Source organism: Thalassococcus sp. S3 (assembly GCF_004216475.1).
Classification (GTDB): Bacteria; Pseudomonadota; Alphaproteobacteria; order Rhodobacterales; family Rhodobacteraceae.
Map to the genome: position 1 here is coordinate 1,996,932 of NZ_CP022303.1, position 16,960 is coordinate 2,013,891.

The 16,960-nt window shown below is 61.4% G+C and carries 20 protein-coding genes; 11 read left to right on the top strand and 9 right to left on the bottom strand.

Annotated elements, in window-relative coordinates; translation table 11 throughout:
• Positions 1-65: 65 nt before the first annotated feature.
• From CFI11_RS09990 to CFI11_RS10000, 3 genes are read left to right on the top strand one after another with little or no spacing between them, the layout of a single operon-like run.
• Entirely contained in the window at positions 66-452 is a 387-nt protein-coding gene (locus tag CFI11_RS09990) for a hypothetical protein (RefSeq protein WP_130405502.1), read from the top strand.
• Positions 449-1,006, top strand: a complete 558-nt coding sequence (locus tag CFI11_RS09995) for a TetR/AcrR family transcriptional regulator (RefSeq protein WP_130405504.1) — start codon at positions 449-451, stop codon at positions 1,004-1,006. Before CFI11_RS09990 ends, CFI11_RS09995 begins: the two co-directional genes overlap by 4 nt.
• A gap of 8 nt (positions 1,007-1,014) precedes the next feature.
• The gene (locus tag CFI11_RS10000; protein WP_165390236.1) at positions 1,015-1,671 is read left to right on the top strand and encodes an L-2-amino-thiazoline-4-carboxylic acid hydrolase; all 657 of its coding nucleotides are present in this window, start codon (positions 1,015-1,017) and stop codon (positions 1,669-1,671) included.
• Positions 1,672-1,736: 65 nt separating this feature from the next.
• On the opposite strand, the gene CFI11_RS10005 is transcribed toward CFI11_RS10000, so the two are convergent.
• From CFI11_RS10005 to CFI11_RS10030, 6 genes are all read right to left on the bottom strand, one after another.
• Positions 1,737-3,065, bottom strand: coding sequence for a patatin-like phospholipase family protein (locus tag CFI11_RS10005; protein ID WP_130405508.1), 1,329 nt, complete (start codon positions 3,063-3,065; stop codon positions 1,737-1,739).
• Positions 3,066-3,364: 299 nt separating this feature from the next.
• Positions 3,365-4,525 (bottom strand): trans-acting enoyl reductase family protein, encoded by a 1,161-nt coding sequence (locus tag CFI11_RS10010; protein ID WP_130405510.1) that lies wholly within the window; start codon positions 4,523-4,525, stop codon positions 3,365-3,367.
• 83 nt (positions 4,526-4,608) lie between these two features.
• Positions 4,609-5,793 carry a VWA domain-containing protein gene (locus tag CFI11_RS10015; RefSeq protein WP_130405511.1) on the bottom strand — a complete coding sequence of 395 codons (1,185 nt, stop codon included), beginning with the start codon at positions 5,791-5,793 and terminating at the stop codon, positions 4,609-4,611.
• A gap of 3 nt (positions 5,794-5,796) precedes the next feature.
• Positions 5,797-5,964 (bottom strand): apolipoprotein acyltransferase, encoded by a 168-nt coding sequence (locus CFI11_RS10020; protein ID WP_130405513.1) that lies wholly within the window; start codon positions 5,962-5,964, stop codon positions 5,797-5,799.
• 15 nt (positions 5,965-5,979) lie between these two features.
• Positions 5,980-7,335, bottom strand: a complete 1,356-nt coding sequence (locus tag CFI11_RS10025) for a DUF2927 domain-containing protein (protein WP_130405515.1) — start codon at positions 7,333-7,335, stop codon at positions 5,980-5,982.
• On the bottom strand, positions 7,332-7,787 hold the full coding sequence (locus CFI11_RS10030) for a GNAT family N-acetyltransferase (RefSeq protein WP_130405517.1): 456 nt from the start codon (positions 7,785-7,787) through the stop codon (positions 7,332-7,334). Before CFI11_RS10030 ends, CFI11_RS10025 begins: the two co-directional genes overlap by 4 nt.
• Positions 7,788-7,901: 114 nt before the next feature.
• On the opposite strand from CFI11_RS10030, the gene CFI11_RS10035 reads away from it, so the two are divergent.
• Complete coding sequence (locus tag CFI11_RS10035; RefSeq protein ID WP_130405519.1) at positions 7,902-8,273, top strand: hypothetical protein; 372 nt, start codon at positions 7,902-7,904, stop codon at positions 8,271-8,273.
• Between the two features lie 5 nt (positions 8,274-8,278).
• Positions 8,279-8,599 (top strand): DNA-binding transcriptional regulator, encoded by a 321-nt coding sequence (locus tag CFI11_RS10040; RefSeq protein WP_130405521.1) that lies wholly within the window; start codon positions 8,279-8,281, stop codon positions 8,597-8,599.
• 187 nt (positions 8,600-8,786) lie between these two features.
• Here the strand turns inward: CFI11_RS10040 and CFI11_RS10045 are convergent, their stop codons facing one another.
• Positions 8,787-9,626, bottom strand: coding sequence for a MoxR family ATPase (locus CFI11_RS10045; RefSeq protein WP_130405523.1), 840 nt, complete (start codon positions 9,624-9,626; stop codon positions 8,787-8,789).
• Positions 9,627-9,807: 181 nt separating this feature from the next.
• Between CFI11_RS10045 and dksA the strand changes: the two genes are divergently transcribed.
• The gene (gene dksA / locus CFI11_RS10050) at positions 9,808-10,230 is read left to right on the top strand and encodes an RNA polymerase-binding protein DksA (RefSeq protein WP_130405525.1); all 423 of its coding nucleotides are present in this window, start codon (positions 9,808-9,810) and stop codon (positions 10,228-10,230) included.
• 77 nt (positions 10,231-10,307) lie between these two features.
• On the top strand, positions 10,308-11,468 hold the full coding sequence (locus tag CFI11_RS10055; protein ID WP_130405527.1) for an FAD-dependent oxidoreductase: 1,161 nt from the start codon (positions 10,308-10,310) through the stop codon (positions 11,466-11,468).
• A 117-nt stretch (positions 11,469-11,585) separates the two neighbouring features.
• On the opposite strand, the gene xth is transcribed toward CFI11_RS10055, so the two are convergent.
• Positions 11,586-12,365 carry an exodeoxyribonuclease III gene (gene xth / locus CFI11_RS10060; RefSeq protein ID WP_130405529.1) on the bottom strand — a complete coding sequence of 260 codons (780 nt, stop codon included), beginning with the start codon at positions 12,363-12,365 and terminating at the stop codon, positions 11,586-11,588.
• Positions 12,366-12,734: 369 nt separating this feature from the next.
• Here xth and CFI11_RS10065 point away from each other — a divergent pair, with 369 nt between their 5' ends.
• The 3 genes from CFI11_RS10065 to CFI11_RS10075 all read left to right on the top strand — a co-directional run bounded on the left by CFI11_RS10065 (position 12,735) and on the right by CFI11_RS10075 (position 15,385).
• Positions 12,735-13,346 (top strand): DUF6749 family protein, encoded by a 612-nt coding sequence (locus CFI11_RS10065; protein WP_130405531.1) that lies wholly within the window; start codon positions 12,735-12,737, stop codon positions 13,344-13,346.
• A gap of 63 nt (positions 13,347-13,409) precedes the next feature.
• Entirely contained in the window at positions 13,410-14,486 is a 1,077-nt protein-coding gene (locus CFI11_RS10070; RefSeq protein WP_130405533.1) for a hypothetical protein, read from the top strand.
• Positions 14,483-15,385 carry a DMT family transporter gene (locus CFI11_RS10075; protein WP_130405535.1) on the top strand — a complete coding sequence of 301 codons (903 nt, stop codon included), beginning with the start codon at positions 14,483-14,485 and terminating at the stop codon, positions 15,383-15,385. Before CFI11_RS10070 ends, CFI11_RS10075 begins: the two co-directional genes overlap by 4 nt.
• Before the next feature lie 3 nt (positions 15,386-15,388).
• On the opposite strand, the gene CFI11_RS10080 is transcribed toward CFI11_RS10075, so the two are convergent.
• Positions 15,389-15,712, bottom strand: a complete 324-nt coding sequence (locus CFI11_RS10080) for an iron-sulfur cluster assembly accessory protein (protein WP_130405537.1) — start codon at positions 15,710-15,712, stop codon at positions 15,389-15,391.
• Between the two features lie 81 nt (positions 15,713-15,793).
• Between CFI11_RS10080 and CFI11_RS10085 the strand changes: the two genes are divergently transcribed.
• Complete coding sequence (locus tag CFI11_RS10085; RefSeq protein ID WP_130405539.1) at positions 15,794-16,939, top strand: deoxyguanosinetriphosphate triphosphohydrolase; 1,146 nt, start codon at positions 15,794-15,796, stop codon at positions 16,937-16,939.
• Positions 16,940-16,960: the final 21 nt, after the last annotated feature.

The following is a 16,960-nucleotide window of genomic DNA, read 5'->3' on the forward strand; positions in this document are numbered from 1 at the left end:
ATGGTATGTTCTGGCATCGACGATGAACGCACCTGTCAGGTGCCCCTGCAAAGGTGGCTGAAACGATGTCCGGATCGCTTGGACTAGGCGAGGTCGCCTTGCTCATGGCCGCTGCATTAAGCGCGGTCTGGTGCGTCGTTCATGTGGTGATGGGCGGACGCGATGTGGCAGGCCCGCTGCGCCACTCCAGCGCGTTGGAGCCTATCGTGCGGGATACGGCCTGGCTGTGCTGGCAGTATGTAAGCGGCACATTGGCCTTGCTGACGGTCCTTTTCGTGTTGGGGGCGCTGATCGCTCGGCAATATGCAGAGGTCGCAACAGCGCTTTCGGGCCTGTTCCTTATGATTGGTATCCTGGTCGTTCCGGCCATCGGCCAACGGTATGGCGCGCTGCCACAAGGCTTTCTGTTTCTGCCGGTCACAGTGCTTGGTCTGACGGGTTTGTTCCTGTGAAACGGTTTGCGCGCATAGATTGGCTGGACTTGGCGCTGCGCCAGCTTTCGGCCGAGGGTCCGGATGCCCTGCGACTTGAGGCGATTTGCGACGCGGCCGGGCGCACCAAGGGATCGTTCTATCACCATTTCAAAGATCACGACGCGTTCCTCGAAGACGTCGTTGCGCATTGGACCGCCCGACAGACCACGGAGCTTTTGGAAGATTATCCGCTGGACCAAATCGGCGAGGCCGAAATGGAAGAAATGTTCCATCGCGTTCTGGATCTGGATTTCGATCTTGAACGTGCGATCCGGAGGCTGGGCAACAGTGTGCCGGCCTTGCAGGATCGCATTCGCGAAACAGATGCGACCCGGCTGACATTCTCGCGGAAAGCCTACCAGGCCCGCTACGGCATGTCAGAAGAGGTGGCCCGCGACATGGCCGTTCTGGACTACGCCGCTTTCGCAGGGCTGCTGCTGGTCTTTCCCGACATGACAAAAGAGCGACAGATCGAGGTCTATCGCACGTTTGAAACCTTATTGAACCAAGCAATAGAAGGACCGCAGAAATGATTAGGCTGATGCGATTTCTGTTCTTGAGCGGATTTGCCAGGGCCCTTCGCAGGGTAACCGGATTGGCGCCCAGGCGGGGCGATCTTCAACGCCGCATCGCGCGACTGCCCCGGCATCACGCGATGCCGGGCGGGGACCGCCAGGCGGATTTCAATTTGCTGATGGTGCAGTCTCTCCAAGTCGCGGTGAGCCATTTAGAAGATCAGGGCATCCTGCGGAACGATGCTGTTGCCATGGCCAAAGAGGCTTTTCTGGCCAACGGGTCCGGCGTGACCCGCGCGGCGTTCGGGCTCTGGCTTGCCGGCACGCGGGATCCCGTGGCGCAGATGCAGAAACAGCCGTGCCTGACCGATCTGACCCGCGAAATGTGGGGGCAGGGCGTCGAGGCGCATGAGGTGACCGGTCCAGACCGCGTTACGTTGCACGTCACAAGATGTCCGTTTGCAGACTACTTGTGGAACGTGGCCGAGCCGGACCTTATGCCGGTCTTTTGCGCCTATGATGCGCAATGGATGGAGCAGGTGAACGCATCGCGCCGGCCGGTGACCGTCAACCGAAGCGGCACGATCGCCACGGGCGCCGAGCGGTGTGATTTTACCTTCGTGCGTGCGGAAAAGGCCCAGGCAGAAGAGGACAGTGGGTGTTGGGGCCGCATCAACGGCTGAGCGCGGGGGCACAGGACGATACGGCCATCCCGCGAACGCACGCCGAAAGGTGCGCGCGTAGCGGGTTACTCTGGCACGTTGAACAATTCGTCTTGCAAGTCCGAGCGCCAGGCGTTCGGATCGGACCCGTCCTCAACGCCCACGTTATATAGTTTTGACATATAGACAGGATCGAAAGCCTGGGTCGGTTCTTCGTCAAACCGGGGCGGAACAACCAGACCGTTGACCTGAAAGCCGTCGCGCTTGGCCAGGGCGATGATGTAGGCCAGATCGCCGAAGCCCTGGGAGCGGATCAGCGTCGAGAGGGTCCGTTCTGACATGTCCACAAGCTTTGTGCTTTGCGGTTCGAACCGGGGCTCCAGGCGTTTGTTGTGGATCAGCCAGACGGTATTGTTCGCATTGCTCAGGCCCAGATCCGCCAGGATGCGCCGCATGGGCAGATCGCCGGGATAGGTAAAGATCTGCTGCGTCAGCGCGCCGTCCACATGCAGTTCTTCCCGCACGATCTCTCCGTCCGTGACGGGTATGCGCACCGGCGTGAACACGACAGGGATCGCCGCGGAGGCGAGGATGACCTTGCGGACCAGTTCGAACGCGGCAGGTGTTCGGGCATCGGCCAAGGCCCCGATATCCCAAAGCACCGGGCGTTCCGCGTCGAAATTCGTCGTCCCGATCACCAACCGGCGGCCTTTCCGATGCTCTTCGGCGATTTTCAGGATGATGTCGTCGGTCAGTTCGCGTGCAATCGCCTCTGCAAGCGGTGCGTTGTCCGCGAGCGCCCCGCCCCCAAGAAGGGCGGCCATCACGCGGAACGTGGCCACTTGTTTTGTGTCGGTCGTGGTATAAAAACGGCGAACAGAGGCGTCATAGTCAGAGCCCAGAAACGCGAAAGGCGCAATGATCGCGCCAGTGGAAATGCCGGTGACGATATCGAATTCAGGCCGCCGGCCGGTGGCTGTCCATCCGGAGAGAACACCGGCGCCATAAGCACCGTCCGGACCACCGCCGGACAAGGCCAGAATGTTGATGGCTCCCCGTCGTCCAGCGCGGGAGAACCCCTCGCGAAATTCGGTGATGACCTCGTCCGCTTCAAGGTTCGATATATCGCCGAACGTTCTGACATCCGCAGGCGCGCCGACAGGCTCAAACCGCTCGTATGTCGTCGCGGTCGGGGTCAGATCCGTGCGGTCATGGACCGCGCATCCGGCCGCAAAGAACGCAAGCAGTACAAGGCAGATCCGGCCCATCCCGCGATTGAGCGCTCTGCCCAGGTGCTGGCGTATTTGGAGGGCCCCACGTGGCGCCAGATCGGTTTTTTCCGAGCTTTTTTGGTTCGGCGCTGCAAAAGTGATCTGGATCGGGCCGGTGACAATCGCGCTTTGTGAATGGGGCATTCTTTTTTGACGTCCTGAATGAGGCTTGTTCTGAACAAATGGACTAAAACTGGAAATCACATCCAAAGATGTGCGTCTTTGGATGTCATAGGGAAGCGCGTTATCAAGATGCAGACATGCTGGGCGGCGGAATTCGGCGCAAAGCCTGCATCGCTGTGTCAAACTGTCAGCAAAAAGTCGTCTTTGCCAGGCTCAGCCTGCCATCTCGCATCCGGGCGGTCATGCTTTACCGGGGCGGACCTGTCGTCAGACAGGAGCGGTCCGCTCCTGTCTTGGCTTCGTATCTATGCAGTTCGCGATCAGTCCTCGACCTTGAATGTCAAACCGGCATTGGCCTCCAGCCTGCCGATCAGGGCCGGGCCAAAGATCGGGGCAGGGGTGAGAACGCCGCCCGGTGCATCGGCCACGTCATCCAGCAGGCAGATTGCGCATTCCGTGAGCATTTTGCAGGTCGAGCCATAGCCGGGATCGCGATCCCCCGTCACGCCGACAACCAGCCGCTCGCCACCTTCGCTGTCGCCATAGATCATGAAATCGTAGCTGCCACTCTCGCGTTCTTCGCGGGTGGGGCCTTCTCCGGGGTTGAGATAGCCTTGCCCGGCCAAAGGGTCAGAGGTCGCGATATGGGTGGCCATAGCCTTGCCGGCATCGCCTGACCCCGTGAGGATCATCTCCTCGTAGGTGAAATCGGTGCCATAGAGATGGTTCATCAAAGCGTTCGAGCGATGCACATTCTTGGTGTTCACCGGCGCCATGAAAAACGGCGTGACCCAGGCACCCAGCTTTTCGTCTTCATAGGGTTTGTGCCCTGTCGGTTGCCGCGCGCCTTCAAAGCCGGGGGTAAGTGCGAAGGGAGAGATCAGCCGGGCCATGATCGCCGGATCGGCTTTGGCGGCCTCTTCGGTGGCGCGGCCCGATGCCGCGGTGCCACCCGAAAATTTGCCCACCATGCTGCGGACCCGGCAGCGCACGTCCTTGAGCGGTGCGCCAAAACGGGTCTTGGCCTCGGTTTGCAGGAAGAGCACACCCAGATCGGAGGGCACACTGTCAAACCCGCATGAATGCACAATGCGGGCGCCCGACGCTTTGGCCATCTCGTCATACGTTTCGATACTGGACCACATGAAGGGCGGCTCGCCGCAGAGATCGACATAATCGGTCCCATACCGCGCACAGGCCGCCACAAGCGGTTCGCCGTAATGCTGATAGGGACCGACCGTGGTGATGATGACGCGCGCCCGCTGGACCATCGCGTTGAGGGAGGCGGGGTCCGACGCGTCCGCCTCGATGAGAACGACGTGATCCGGCAGGTCCAGATCGCTTTTGACATGTTCAAGCTTTGCCTTGTTTCTGCCTGCGATGCCCCAGGACCTGTTGGGATAGGTCTGGTTCATATATTCAGCGACAAGGCCGCCGGTATATCCGGTCGCGCCGTAAATGATGACGTCCAGTTCCGACATATTCGTCCTCTTGTGTTCAGATCTTTGCGGTGCATGAGGTGTCAGGCCAGCATCAGGTGACGCCAAAAGGCCGCTCGGTGGCGTCAGCGGGTCAGCGCACGCATCCCTTCCTCGAGCCCGGCAAGCGTCATCGGCACCATCTGGTTCTCAAAGATCTCCTGGATCATGCCGATGGAATGGGTATAGCCCCAGTATTTCTTGGGCACCGGGTTGATCCAGAGGTTGGAGGACCATTGATCGCGTGCGCGGGCCAGCCAGACCTGACCAGCCTCTTGGTTCCAGTGTTCGTTGGCACCGCCCGGATAGGCAATCTCGTAGGGCGACATCGACGCGTCGCCCACGAAGATACATTTGTAGTCCGGCCCGTAGGTGCGCAGCACCTCATGCGTGGGCATCTGCTCGTCCCAGCGGCGGCGGTTATCGCGCCAGACGCCTTCGTAAAGGCAGTTGTGGAAGTAGAAATACTCCATGTGCTTGAATTCTGCGCGCGCGGCGGAGAAAAGCTCTTCGACGACCTTGATATGCGGATCCATCGACCCACCCACATCGAGAAAGAGCAGCACCTTGACGGCGTTGCGGCGTTCGGGGCGCGTTTTGACGTCTAGATAGCCGTGTTCTGCCGTGGCCCGGATGGTACCGTCCAGATCCAGCTCGTCTGCAGCGCCGTCGCGCGCCCAGCGGCGCAGGCGTTTCAGAGCGACCTTGATGTTGCGGGTGCCCAGTTCGACCGTGTCGTCGAGGTTCTTGAATTCGCGCTTGTCCCAGACCTTGGTCGCGCGGCGGTGGCGGCTTTCCTTCTGGCCGATTCGCACACCTTCGGGGTTGTAGCCATAGGCGCCAAACGGCGACGTGCCGGCGGTGCCGATCCACTTGTTGCCGCCCTGATGGCGGCCTTCCTGTTCCTTGAGCCGCTCGCGCAGCGTCTCCATCAGTTTCTCGAAGCCGCCCATCGCCTCGATCTCGGCCTTTTCCTCGTCCGAGAGGTGTTTCTCGGCCATCTTCTCCAGCCAGTCGGCGGGGATGTCGACCGCCTCCAGCACCTGGTCGAAGGTGATGTTTTCGAGGCCTTTGAAGGCAGCGGCGAAGGCACGGTCGAATTTGTCGATGTTGCGCTCGTCCTTCACCATGGAGGTGCGGGCGAGGTAGTAGAACGCCTCGACATCGTAGGTGGCCAGGCCCTTTTTCATGCCTTCGAGAAAGGTGAGGTATTCACGGAGCGAGACCGGGACACCTGCGGTGCGAAGCTGCTCGAAAAAGGGCAGGAACATCGCTTACACCGCCATGCGGTGGATCGTGACCGTCGCCACCAGCCCCAGCAGGGCAAAGGCGATACCGTAGCCGGCGGCATATTGCGCCATGTCGAGGCGGGAACCGTTGCGCCGCTTGGCCGTTGCAAATCCGAGAATGGCGCCCAGAATGGCAGTACCGATAACGATCATCGCGGGCTCTCCCCCTTAGCCTTGCCGGAGCGGGTTCAGCGCTGCGATTTCACGCAGTTTGCCGCGCACCGCCCAATCCGAGCCAAAGCCGTATCGCGCCCATCCTAGACTGTCCAGTCTAACCGCACGTGCCTGATCCGGGCGGCCCGTGAGACCGAGCGCTTCGGCTTTGAGCATCTGCAGCGTGGCCAGAAGGGCCGCGTTTTCGGCCTGACGCGCGACAGGTAGGGCAGGGTTGATCGCCCGCAAGGCCGCGGCACCGTCACCTTGCGTAATGGCGAAAGCGGCGATTTGCGTGGCGAGATAGGCGCGGTGCAATTCGGTACGGGGCGTCTGTTCGTAGAACGCCATGGCAAGGGCATAGTGACTTTGCGCGGCGGCGGGGTCGTGGATCTGGATCATCCGACCGGCAATGTAATGGCTGAACGCGCGGCGATGATCGGTCCAACCTTCGGTGCGCGCAATGCGAAGGGCCGCATTCACTGCGGATCGCCGCGCGGGCGCTGAGGCGCCAGGCCCCAACGCGGTCTGCACCGCCGAAACCCAACTGCGCGGTGTCGGGGCGCTGGGTTGGCGGGCCAGCCCAACCCCACCGGGATTGAGCCGAGCCAGGATCGACGGCAGCTGCGCCGCGATCTCCTGCTGGGTCATGCCGCTTTGCAATTCGGGTGCATAGGTCATCCGAAGGATCAGCATGTCATACCCTGTCAGCACGGTATGGACATTGTCGTCGTTGAAAACGGAGTCGGTCAATCGGTAGAGATCATTGAGTGGCCCGAGCGACTGGGCCAGCTCCTCGTGAAGGCAGTCACGTACCTCCTGCGGGCTGGCATCATAAGGCAGGAAGATCGCCATTCGCGTGCGCTGGGTCAGATTGGCCCAGTTGGTCCGGGGATTACGGCGCATCCGGCGAAACTCTGCCAGGCTCGAGACATTGGGGATCACGAAACAGGCGGCCTGGGGCAAAGCCCTGCGGATGTCATCGCGGGAGACGGCCTCGATGATGATGTTGGCGTCGGGGCTGGCCGTGCTTGAGATGTCGATCCCGGCCTCGTTGCGCAGCCGTGCAAGCAGGCGCCGCAGATCCGGGCCGAGGCTGGGCGGAGGGTTCCCGGTGACAGCCACGGTAATCGGTGTTTCGAACCGGGTGAAGGTCGGCAGGGTACGACCGCTTTCCAGCTGGAAATGCAGGGCCTGAAAGTCGGTGGCCAGATTGGCGTTCGAGATCCGGGGCGCGCGGGGTTGCGGCCGGCTGAACGTTTTCATCGGGGGTAGTGTGCTGTCGGCGATCACGGCCCGTGTGGGGGCTTCGCCGGACGGCGCCATGGCACAGGCCCCGAGGCAAAGCAGGAGGAGCGCGGCACGGATCATGGGCGCTGGTACTTTACGAAGGGGGTCAGCGTGCCGATCCGGTCATAAAGCCGGCGCGCGGTGTCGTTGAAATCCTGGGTCAGCCAATAGACCGAGGGCGCGCCATGAGCGTCCGCGGCGGCATAGACCCCTTCGATCAGGGCACGGCCCACGCCGGTGCCGCGTGTGTCGGGGCGGGCATAGAGATCCTGAAGATAGCAGACCTCCTCGATTTTCCAGGCATGGCGGTGAAAGAGGTAATGGGTCAGCCCAACGAGCCGCCCGTCCTGTTCGGCCACCAAGGCATTAAAATCCCGAGGATCGTCGCCCAGAAGCCGCGCGAAGGTGCTGTCATAGACCTCTGCCGGTACGGTGCTTTTGTAAAAGGCGAGATAATCGGTCCACATCTCGGCCCAGGGGGCGCGGTCTTCGGCACGAAGTGGCCGGATCGCGACAGGCGCGGCGGTTGACATCAACGGGCTCCCCGGTTTGGCTGCTCGCCATGGTTTTAGCCTGCCTGCGCATCGGTGGGAATAGGGTGGCGGGATTATGGTATCCGGGGGATCGGACTTGAAAAAGGTGCGCCAATGGCGTATATAGCCAATGAACAGGTCGACCTTCTACAGGTGGAATGCCGCCCGACACGGACCGCGCTGGAGGATGCCGCGCATCTGGGCCTGACAGAGGACGAACTGGCGCAACTGATCGTGCTGATCGTGAGGGATCCGACGGTGGGGCGCAAGGAAGGCGACTGGTACCGCTATGTCTCGAGGCTGTGCGAGGCGAAATACATGCTCTACCAGGCGTCGGAGGAGTTGTTGGTGGTGCATCTGCTAAGGCTGATGCCGCTGAAGAAGCCACCGAAGGATTTCAGCGGGGTGGCCCGCATAGGACGCGATATCGTGGTCGGTGTTCTGAGGCAGAAGATCACCGAATTGTTGAGGAAGGCAGAGGAGTGAGACAGATGGGGGCACAAGCCAAACGCAAGGATATCGAAGCGGACCGCGATGCTGCGGCTCTGGCCGAGGTGCAGGCCGACATAGACGGCTCGGCCCCGCTGGAACCGGTGGTGCGTTTCGAGGTGCCGATGGTGGACGTCCGGGCCTTGCGCGAGAGGCTGGGGATGACGCAGAAGCGGTTTTCGGAACATTTCGGCTTTGCGCTGGCCGCGGTGCGCAACTGGGAACAGCGGCGGCGGTTGCCGGACCGCTCGGCCCGCATCCTGCTGCGCGTGATCGCGGAAGACCCCCAGCGCGTCGAAAAGATCATCCGCATGGGTGGGTGAGCGGCGTCTTGCAAACGGTACGAGGGACCGTTTGAGCCGCGAACGGGCGGAGCCCAAAAGGACATTATAGCGGTTTGCATCCGCTCAGACTTGCTGCGCTTCCGCTGGTCCCCCATCGCAATGGACATTTCAGAAACGTAAACGCCCGGTACTTTTGCGGAGGCGGGACCTTCTGCGCCCTGAAAACCTACCGCTGCGCGCGGGCCATGAAGGCCAGCCGTTCGAAGAGGTGGACGTCCTGTTCGTTCTTCAAGAGCGCGCCGTGCAGCTTTGGCAGCGCGTTCACCCCGTCGCGTTTGAGATCGTCGGCGGTCAGATCCTCGGCCAGCAGCAGCTTGAGCCAGTCAAGCACCTCTGAGGTCGAGGGCTTTTTCTTGAGGCCGGACGTCTCGCGCAACTCGTAGAATTGCGTGAGCGCGGTGGTCAGCAGCGCCTCCTTGATGCCGGGGTGGTGCACCTCGACGATCTTGCGCATTGTGGCCTCGTCCGGGAAGCGGATATAGTGGAAGAAGCAGCGGCGCAGGAAGGCGTCGGGCAGTTCCTTTTCGTTATTCGAAGTGATGATGACGATGGGGCGGGTTCTGGCGCGGATCGTCTCGCCCGTCTCGTAGACGAAGAATTCCATCCGGTCGAGTTCCTGAAGAAGGTCGTTGGGAAACTCGATATCGGCCTTGTCGATCTCGTCGATCAGAAGGACGGTTTTCTGGTCGGCCTCGAACGCCTCCCAGAGCTTGCCCTTCTTGATGTAGTTTTTGACGTCGTGCACGCGTTCCTCGCCCAGCTGGCTGTCGCGCAGGCGGCTGACCGCGTCGTATTCATAAAGGCCCTGCTGGGCGCGGGTGGTGGATTTGATGTTCCATTCGATCATCGACAAGCCCAGGGCCTGGGCGACCTGGCGGGCGAGTTCGGTCTTGCCGGTTCCGGGCTCTCCCTTCACCAGAAGCGGGCGTTCCAGCGTGACGGCGGCGTTGACCGCAATGGTCAGGTCATCGGTGGCCACATATTCCTTGGTGCCCTGAAATTTCATGCTTTTCCAACCCTTTGCTTTTACCTTGCACCGCATCTAGCGCGCGACCGCTTTTAACCCAGCCGTGACTCTATTGTGTAGTGACAATCGCGGGACCTTGGGATAGACGCTGCGGCAGTGGGAGCCAAAACTGTCTCAGGGATGATTTATGGACAATCTTGGCCAAGCCGAGGGAACCAAAATGAAGCAGGAAGTTTTTCTGCCGGATGACTATCGTCCGGCCGAGGATGAGCCTTTTATGAACGAGCGGCAGATGGAGTATTTCCGCCGCAAGCTGCTAAACTGGAAAGCCGAGTTACTGGCAGGCAGTCGTGACACCATCGAGGGACTGCAGGATCAGACCCGCAACATTCCGGACGTCGCCGACAGGGCCAGTGAAGAGACGGATCGCGCGCTTGAGCTGCGGACCCGGGACAGGCAACGCAAACTGGTCGCCAAGATCGACAGCGCCCTGCGCCGGATCGACGAGGGCGAGTATGGCTATTGCGATGTCACGGGAGAGCCTATTTCGCTGAAGCGGCTGGATGCGCGCCCTATCGCAACGATGAGCCTTGAGGCGCAGGAGCGCCATGAGCGCCGCGAGAAAGTCCATCGCGACGATTGATCGCCGTCTCGAGACCAGTCAGAATGACGCAACGCCGGGGTCTGTCACCCCGGCGTTTTTGCTTCTATCTCTGAGCCATGAGTTTGACGGGGCTGGATATCGTCATTGTCGGCGGTGGCATTGCCGGCTTGGCTGCCGCGCTGGCCTTGCGGGCGCGCGGAGCGAATGTCTGCGTGCTGGAACAGGCCGATGCGATCCGGGAGGTCGGGGCGGGTCTGCAGATCAGCCCGAACGGATTTGCCGTGCTGGACGCGCTGGGCCTCTCGAACGCGCTGCAGAAGGTCGCGACACGGGCAGAGGCCGTATCGCTGCGGGATTATCGCCGATCCGGCGAGGTGATGCGGCTGGATCTGGCGCGATATGCGGCGGATCAGCAATACCTCTTTTTGCATCGCGCGGATCTGATCGCTCTTCTGGTCGAGGCTGCACGCGCCGCGGGTGTTGAACTACGCCTCTTGCAAGAGGTCGTCCGGGTCGAGCAAGGCAAGGTGCATCTCAAAACGGGCGCGGTCGCGCGCGGGGATTTGATCATTGGCGCGGATGGCGTTCATTCGGTGTTCAGAGGCGTGTTGAACGGTCAGACCGCTCCGTTCTTTACCGGTCAGGTGGCCTGGCGCGCCCTGGTGGACAATCGGACCGGCGTGCCGAACGAAGCACGGGTTTTCATGGGACCGGGCCGCCATGTCGTGAGCTATCCGCTGCGTCAGGGGCAAAGCGTCAATCTGGTGGCGGTTCAGGAGCGGGCGGATTGGGCGGCCGAAGGCTGGCACCACCAGGATGATCCTGAAAATCTGCGCGCGGCCTTTGCTGATTTCCGCGGTCCGGCGGCGGATCTGCTGGCGGATGTCCGGCAGGTCGGCCTTTGGGGGCTTTTCCGGCACCCGGTAGCAGAACGTTGGCACGGAGAGGGTCTGGCACTTCTGGGAGATGCGGCGCATCCCACGCTGCCCTTTCTTGCCCAGGGGGCGAACATGGCGTTGGAGGATGCCTGGGTCCTGGCGGATGCTTTGGACGGCGCCACGCGCATGGAGCAGGGTCTTGCCACCTATCAGTCACGACGGCGTGACCGGGTGGTGCGTGTCATCGAAACGGCGAATGGCAATGCGTGGAAGTATCACCTCAGGTTCGGCCCGCTGAGGCGGGCGGCCCATCTTGCGCTGTCCTTGGGCGGCCGTGTCGCGCCCGCGCGGGTCGTGCGGCAGTTTGACTGGCTTTACCGGCACGATGTGACAGCGTGAGGCAACGCTGTCAAAAGGCGCGCCTGCGGCGCACACGATTTTGGGCGCAGGTCGCGGATGTGACAGCCAGTAGATCAGGTGTTTGCGCGGGGTAGAAGCCTGTCGGTCTTGATGAGGTCAGAGGTCGAGCTCTGCCCAGACGGGGACATGATCGGATGGTTTCTCGTGACCGCGAATTTCGGCGTCGATGCGGCAATCCACGAGCCGGTCAGCGGCTTGGGGGTTCAGCAGGATGTGATCAATCCGAATACCGTCATTCCGGTTCCAGGCGCCGGCCTGATAATCCCAGAAGCTGTAATGGCCGGGTCCTTGCAGCCGGGCCCGGAACGCATCGGTGAAGCCAAGGTTCACAATGCGCCGGAAGGCTGCGCGGCTATCTGGACGAAAAAGCGCATCTTCGCGCCACGCATCGGGGCGTTTCGCATCCTCGGCCTGCGGGATGATGTTGTAGTCCCCGGCCATCAGGGCGGGCTCTTCCTGCTCCATCAGGTCACGTGCGCGGGCATGGAGGCGTTCCATCCAGGCCAATTTGTAGTCGAATTTGGGCCCCGGTGCGGGATTGCCGTTCGGCAGATAAAGCCCGCAGACCCTGAGAGCTGTCTTTCCGACGACGGTGGCTTCGATCCAGCGCGCCTGTTCGTCTTCGGGATCGCCCGGCAGCCCACGGGTGACGTCTTCAAGAGGGAGCTTGGACAGGATCGCCACGCCGTTGAAGCTTTTCTGGCCATGGGTTTCCACATGATACCCCCGCTCCTCGAAGAGGTCGCGGGGGAAGGCCTCGTCAACTGACTTGATTTCCTGCAGGAGCACGACATCCGGCTGCGCCGTATCCAGCCAGGCCGGAAGAGCCATGGCCCGGGCTTTGATGCCATTGATATTGAACGTGGCGATTTTCATCGCAGCCCCCTTCTGCTCCGCTTTTATCCGTCTATCGCCGATGCATCGGGCCGGGGCAAGGGCGGGCGGGCGTCGCGGCCTGTCTTGCCGCGAATCGCATTCGGGTCCTGTGCCGCTTGAAGTGACGCGATTCGCATCTTTGATCGGTCTCAGACGGTGTCAAAATCACCTCTAAACCGTGGCTGTGGATAAGTTTTTTCGCTGGCGCCATGCCAGTGGCTTGTCGCCCTTAACCAATTTCTTAACGCCGTTTTTTGATGTGGATAAGTGCTGTGGATTTCTCGCTTAAGTAGAAAAATATTTTGAGTTTCCCGCAAGACGTGCAAGCGTCAAGGGGCAATCAACTTCAAATTTTCGGGAAACACAGCGATGCAAACTCAAATCAAAATCCGCGACACTGAAGAAACCGTTAACCAATTCGACGGGGGCAATCTGTTCGACGGCGATGCAACGTTCCTGTTCTCGTCCGGCTCTGCCCCAACTTGCACAAGCGATGCGCTTGACGGCGACGCAACGATGCTTTTCTCGTCTGGCTCCGCGCCACTGATGCAAAGCACCGCGCTGGCCGGCGAAGGTGTCGAGATGTTCTCCTCCGGCTCTGCTCCGGCAGCCCGCAGCACCGCGAGCACCGGCGATCTCGTCGAAATGTTTTCCTCGGGCTCCGCACCGGCGGCCACCACCGAAGCGACAACCGGCGACGCGGTTGAGATGTTCTCTTCGGGATCCGCACCCGCCGCGCATAGCAACGCAGCCGCGGGTGATGCGGTAGAGATGTTTTCGTCGGGTTCCGCTCCCACGGCGCAGGCCGCGGCCACGACGGGCGATGCGACCGAGATGTTTTCTTCCGGTTCGGCCCCGGTCGCGGAAACTGCGGTGACGGATGGGGATGCTGTCGAGATGTTCTCATCTGGCTCCGCTCCGGTTGCGGCTGCCAAGGCGACGGACGGCGACGCAACGCAGATGTTCTCCTCCGGCAGCTAAGCGCCACACCTGAAACAGGACACGGGGCGTTCAGACACGCCGTTTGAGAGAAGGAGAAATCCGATGTCGAATGTCATTCATCTGAACGTTCCGTCCCTGCGCCCGTCGCGTGACACGCGGCTGGCCGCCATGATCCGCAGCTTTGCCGAGGCCCGTCGGTTCGGAGACGACGTCTTCTGGCTCAAGGAGAATGCGGAGCTTCTCAATATCCTTGAATGCACGGGCAGCCGCGTGCCGCTCAGCGCGCTTGCACCGCATGAAGGATTTTACGCCCAGGTCGAGAAGCGCATAGAGTTCTTTCCGCAATATTACCGGTTCCTGCTGTCGATCTGTCTGGATCTGGAGGCGCTTGGGATGCCGGGCGACAAGGCTGCGGCCCTTGTCGAATGGGCGCATCAGCAAGGACTGGCAGAGGCGGAGCTGTCGGACCTGCAAAGGGCGGAGGCGCGCCGGTTGATGCAACGCCGAGGCGTCGATCCGATGGCGCATGATGGCGGGCTCGAGGCGCGTCTTCGCCGGTTTATCGCAAGATCCGAAACATTTGCGATGCCGAACAAGAAAGCGGCTTATGAGCTGACCCATATCGTCTTTTATCTCAGCGAATATGGGCGCGTCGATCCGCAGCTGGAGGAGGCGGCTGTGACCAGCCTCGAATTCGCGGGATTGCTGGCCTATCTGGATCAGAACGCGGATCTGCTGGCAGAAATCTGTGTGGCCCTGCGCTTTGCCGGACGGACGCCTTCGCCGATCTGGGAAGGCTGGCTGGAGCGGGAAACGCATAGGTTTTCGATGACGACCGGTCCCGAGGTCGCCGTTCAGGATGATTATCACGACTATTTCGTCTGCAACTGGCTGATGTCGGTGTCGGGAAAGGATGCCTTTCTCAAAGACACCGAAGCGGATCGGTGCCGGTTCACCCGGGCTACTCCTTATGCGGGGCCGCTGCGGGACATCTCGGAATGCATGTTCCGTCTGGACGAGGCCCGCAGCAGCGACTGGACCGCGATGCGCGGGCAGGTGGAGGATGCCGTTTCCGAGATTGGCTTCGATATCCTGACGGAGGCACAGCAAAGTTCGGACAAATTCGACGCCTTCTTTGAAGGTTTTGCACGAACAACCTTGCGGGAGGCCCACGCGTGAGGGGCGGGGCGGCGTTCGGGGCTGCCCTGGTCCTGCTTTACACCGCGTTCATCTCGGGCGCGGACGGGATCACCAAGCTGATTGCGGGCGGCTATGCCGCGCCGCAGCTTTATGCTTTGTCGGGTCTGCTGGTGATCGCGCTGAGCGTTGCGGCGGATCGTTATCCCCGTCAACGGCAAGGTCTGGGTACGCTTTGTCCAAAGGCCATGGCGCTGAGATCAGGAGCGACGGTGCTTGCCGCGCTGTCGTTCTTTTACGCGTTCAAGCTTCTGCCCTTTGCAGATGTGTTCCTGTTTATCGGGCTCATGCCGATCCTCGCAGGCCTAATGTCGGGCCCGATCCTCAATGAACCGGTCCGACCGGTGGCTTGGGCCGCGCTGGCGGCGGGGTTTGTGGGCATGGTATGCCTTTTTCCCGGGGGCCTTGGGGGGATCGAGATCGGACATGTCTGGGCCTTTGCCGCGGCCCTCTTCGGTACGTTTTCGATGGTTCTGGCCCGCTATATCGGCCGATTTGAGCAGAATGCGCTGGCGCAGGTTTTCTATCCCAACCTCGCGCTGACCTTGTCGATGGGCGTGGCTTTGCCCTTTGTCTGGGTGCCCATGCCCCTGCAGGATCTGGCTTGGGTCGCGGGATATGCCGTTCTGCTTTTCGCGGCCCGCTGGGTGCTGGTCGTCGCGCTGCGGCTGCTTACGGCCTATGTGGTCACGCCGCTGATGAACCTTCAATTTGTCTGGATGGTCGGGATCGGAGCGGTCGCGTTCGGCGAGATGCCCGCGCTGAGCACCTATCTGGGCGTTGCGATCGTGGTGGCATCCGGTCTCTGGATGCTATGGGATCAGATGGCGCCGGTGCGTCCGGGCCGGGCAAGCGCATTCAAGCTGCGCACCGATCCATAAGCGTTACATGGAAAACGACGTGCCGCAGCCGCAGGAACTGGTGGCGTTCGGGTTGTTGATGACGAACCGGGCGCCAATCAGCTCTTCGGAAAAGTCGATCTCGGCGTTTTCGAGAAAGGGGAGGGAGACGCTGTCGACAACAACTTTCTGCCCGTTTCCTTCTAGAATCAGGTCGTCTTCGGCCGGCGCGTCCAGTGCGATTTCGTATTGAAAGCCGGAACAACCGCCACCTTCGACTGCGACACGCAGGGCTTGGCCCTGTTCAGCCGCACCAATCTCGGCCAGACGTTCAAAGGCCCGTTCGGTCACTTTGGGAGGCAATTGCATCGCGTCACTCCTGCCGGTTTTCATGTCCTGCGCCCTGCAATATAGAAAGACCCAGGACAGACGGCAAGAACAGGGGAGCTTATGCGCGCGCCCTACGCCTCGGATCCGGGTCCGGCCAGGGGACGGCTGGTGCCGGAGGAGGAGAGCAGCTTTCGCTCCTGCTTTCAGCGGGATCGGGACAGGATTATTCACGCCAGCGCCTTCCGGCGTCTCAAGCACAAGACCCAGGTCTTTGTGGAGCACGAGGGTGACTATTTCCGCACCCGCCTGACCCATTCGATCGAGGTGGCGCAGGTTGCGCGCACGATTGCGGGCGCGCTGGGGCTGAACAGTGAACTGACGGAAGCCGTCGCGCTGGCCCATGATCTGGGGCACACGCCCTTTGGCCATACAGGGGAGGACGCGCTGGCGGAGCTGATGGCGCCCTATGGCGGCTTTGACCACAACGCGCAGGCCATTCGGATCGTCACCCGCCTGGAACGGCATTACGCACGCTTTGACGGTCTGAACCTGACATGGGAGACGCTGGAGGGGATCGCAAAGCACAACGGACCTGTTCTGGGCACGCTCCCATATGCCTTGGCCGAGTATAACGCCCTCCACGATCTGGAACTGCACACACATGCCAGTGCCGAAGCGCAGGTCGCGGCTTTGTCGGACGATATCGCCTATAACAACCACGATCTTCATGACGGTTTAAGGGCGGGTCTCTTCACGGACGACGAGATCTGCGGTTTGCCCATCGTGGGGGCCGCCTATCGTGAGGTGGACAGGGCACATCCGGGGCTTGAGCACAAACGTCGGCGTCACGAGGCGCTCCGCCGCGTGTTCGGGGTGATGGTCTCGGACGTCATCGCGACCTCGCAACAGCACCTGTCCGCGTCAAACGCAGAGCGGGTGGAGGATATCCGGGAATTGGGTCGCCCGGTGATCGCGTTCTCCGACACGCTCTGGTCCGATCTCAAGGAGATCCGCGCCTTTCTCTTTCAGCACATGTATCGGGCATCGCGGGTGATGGAGAAACGCGCGCAGGTGACACAGGTGGTGCAGGATCTCTTTCCGCTCTATCTGGGCGATCCCGCAATGCTGCCCGAACGCTGGAATACCGAGATCGACGCGGCGGGAGACGACGATACCGCGATCGCGCGCCTTGTTGCGGATTACATCGCGGGCATGACGGATCGCTTCGCCCTGCAGGAACATCAGCGCCTCGTCGGCAGCGTTTGACGCGGGCCCGCAGCGTGATAT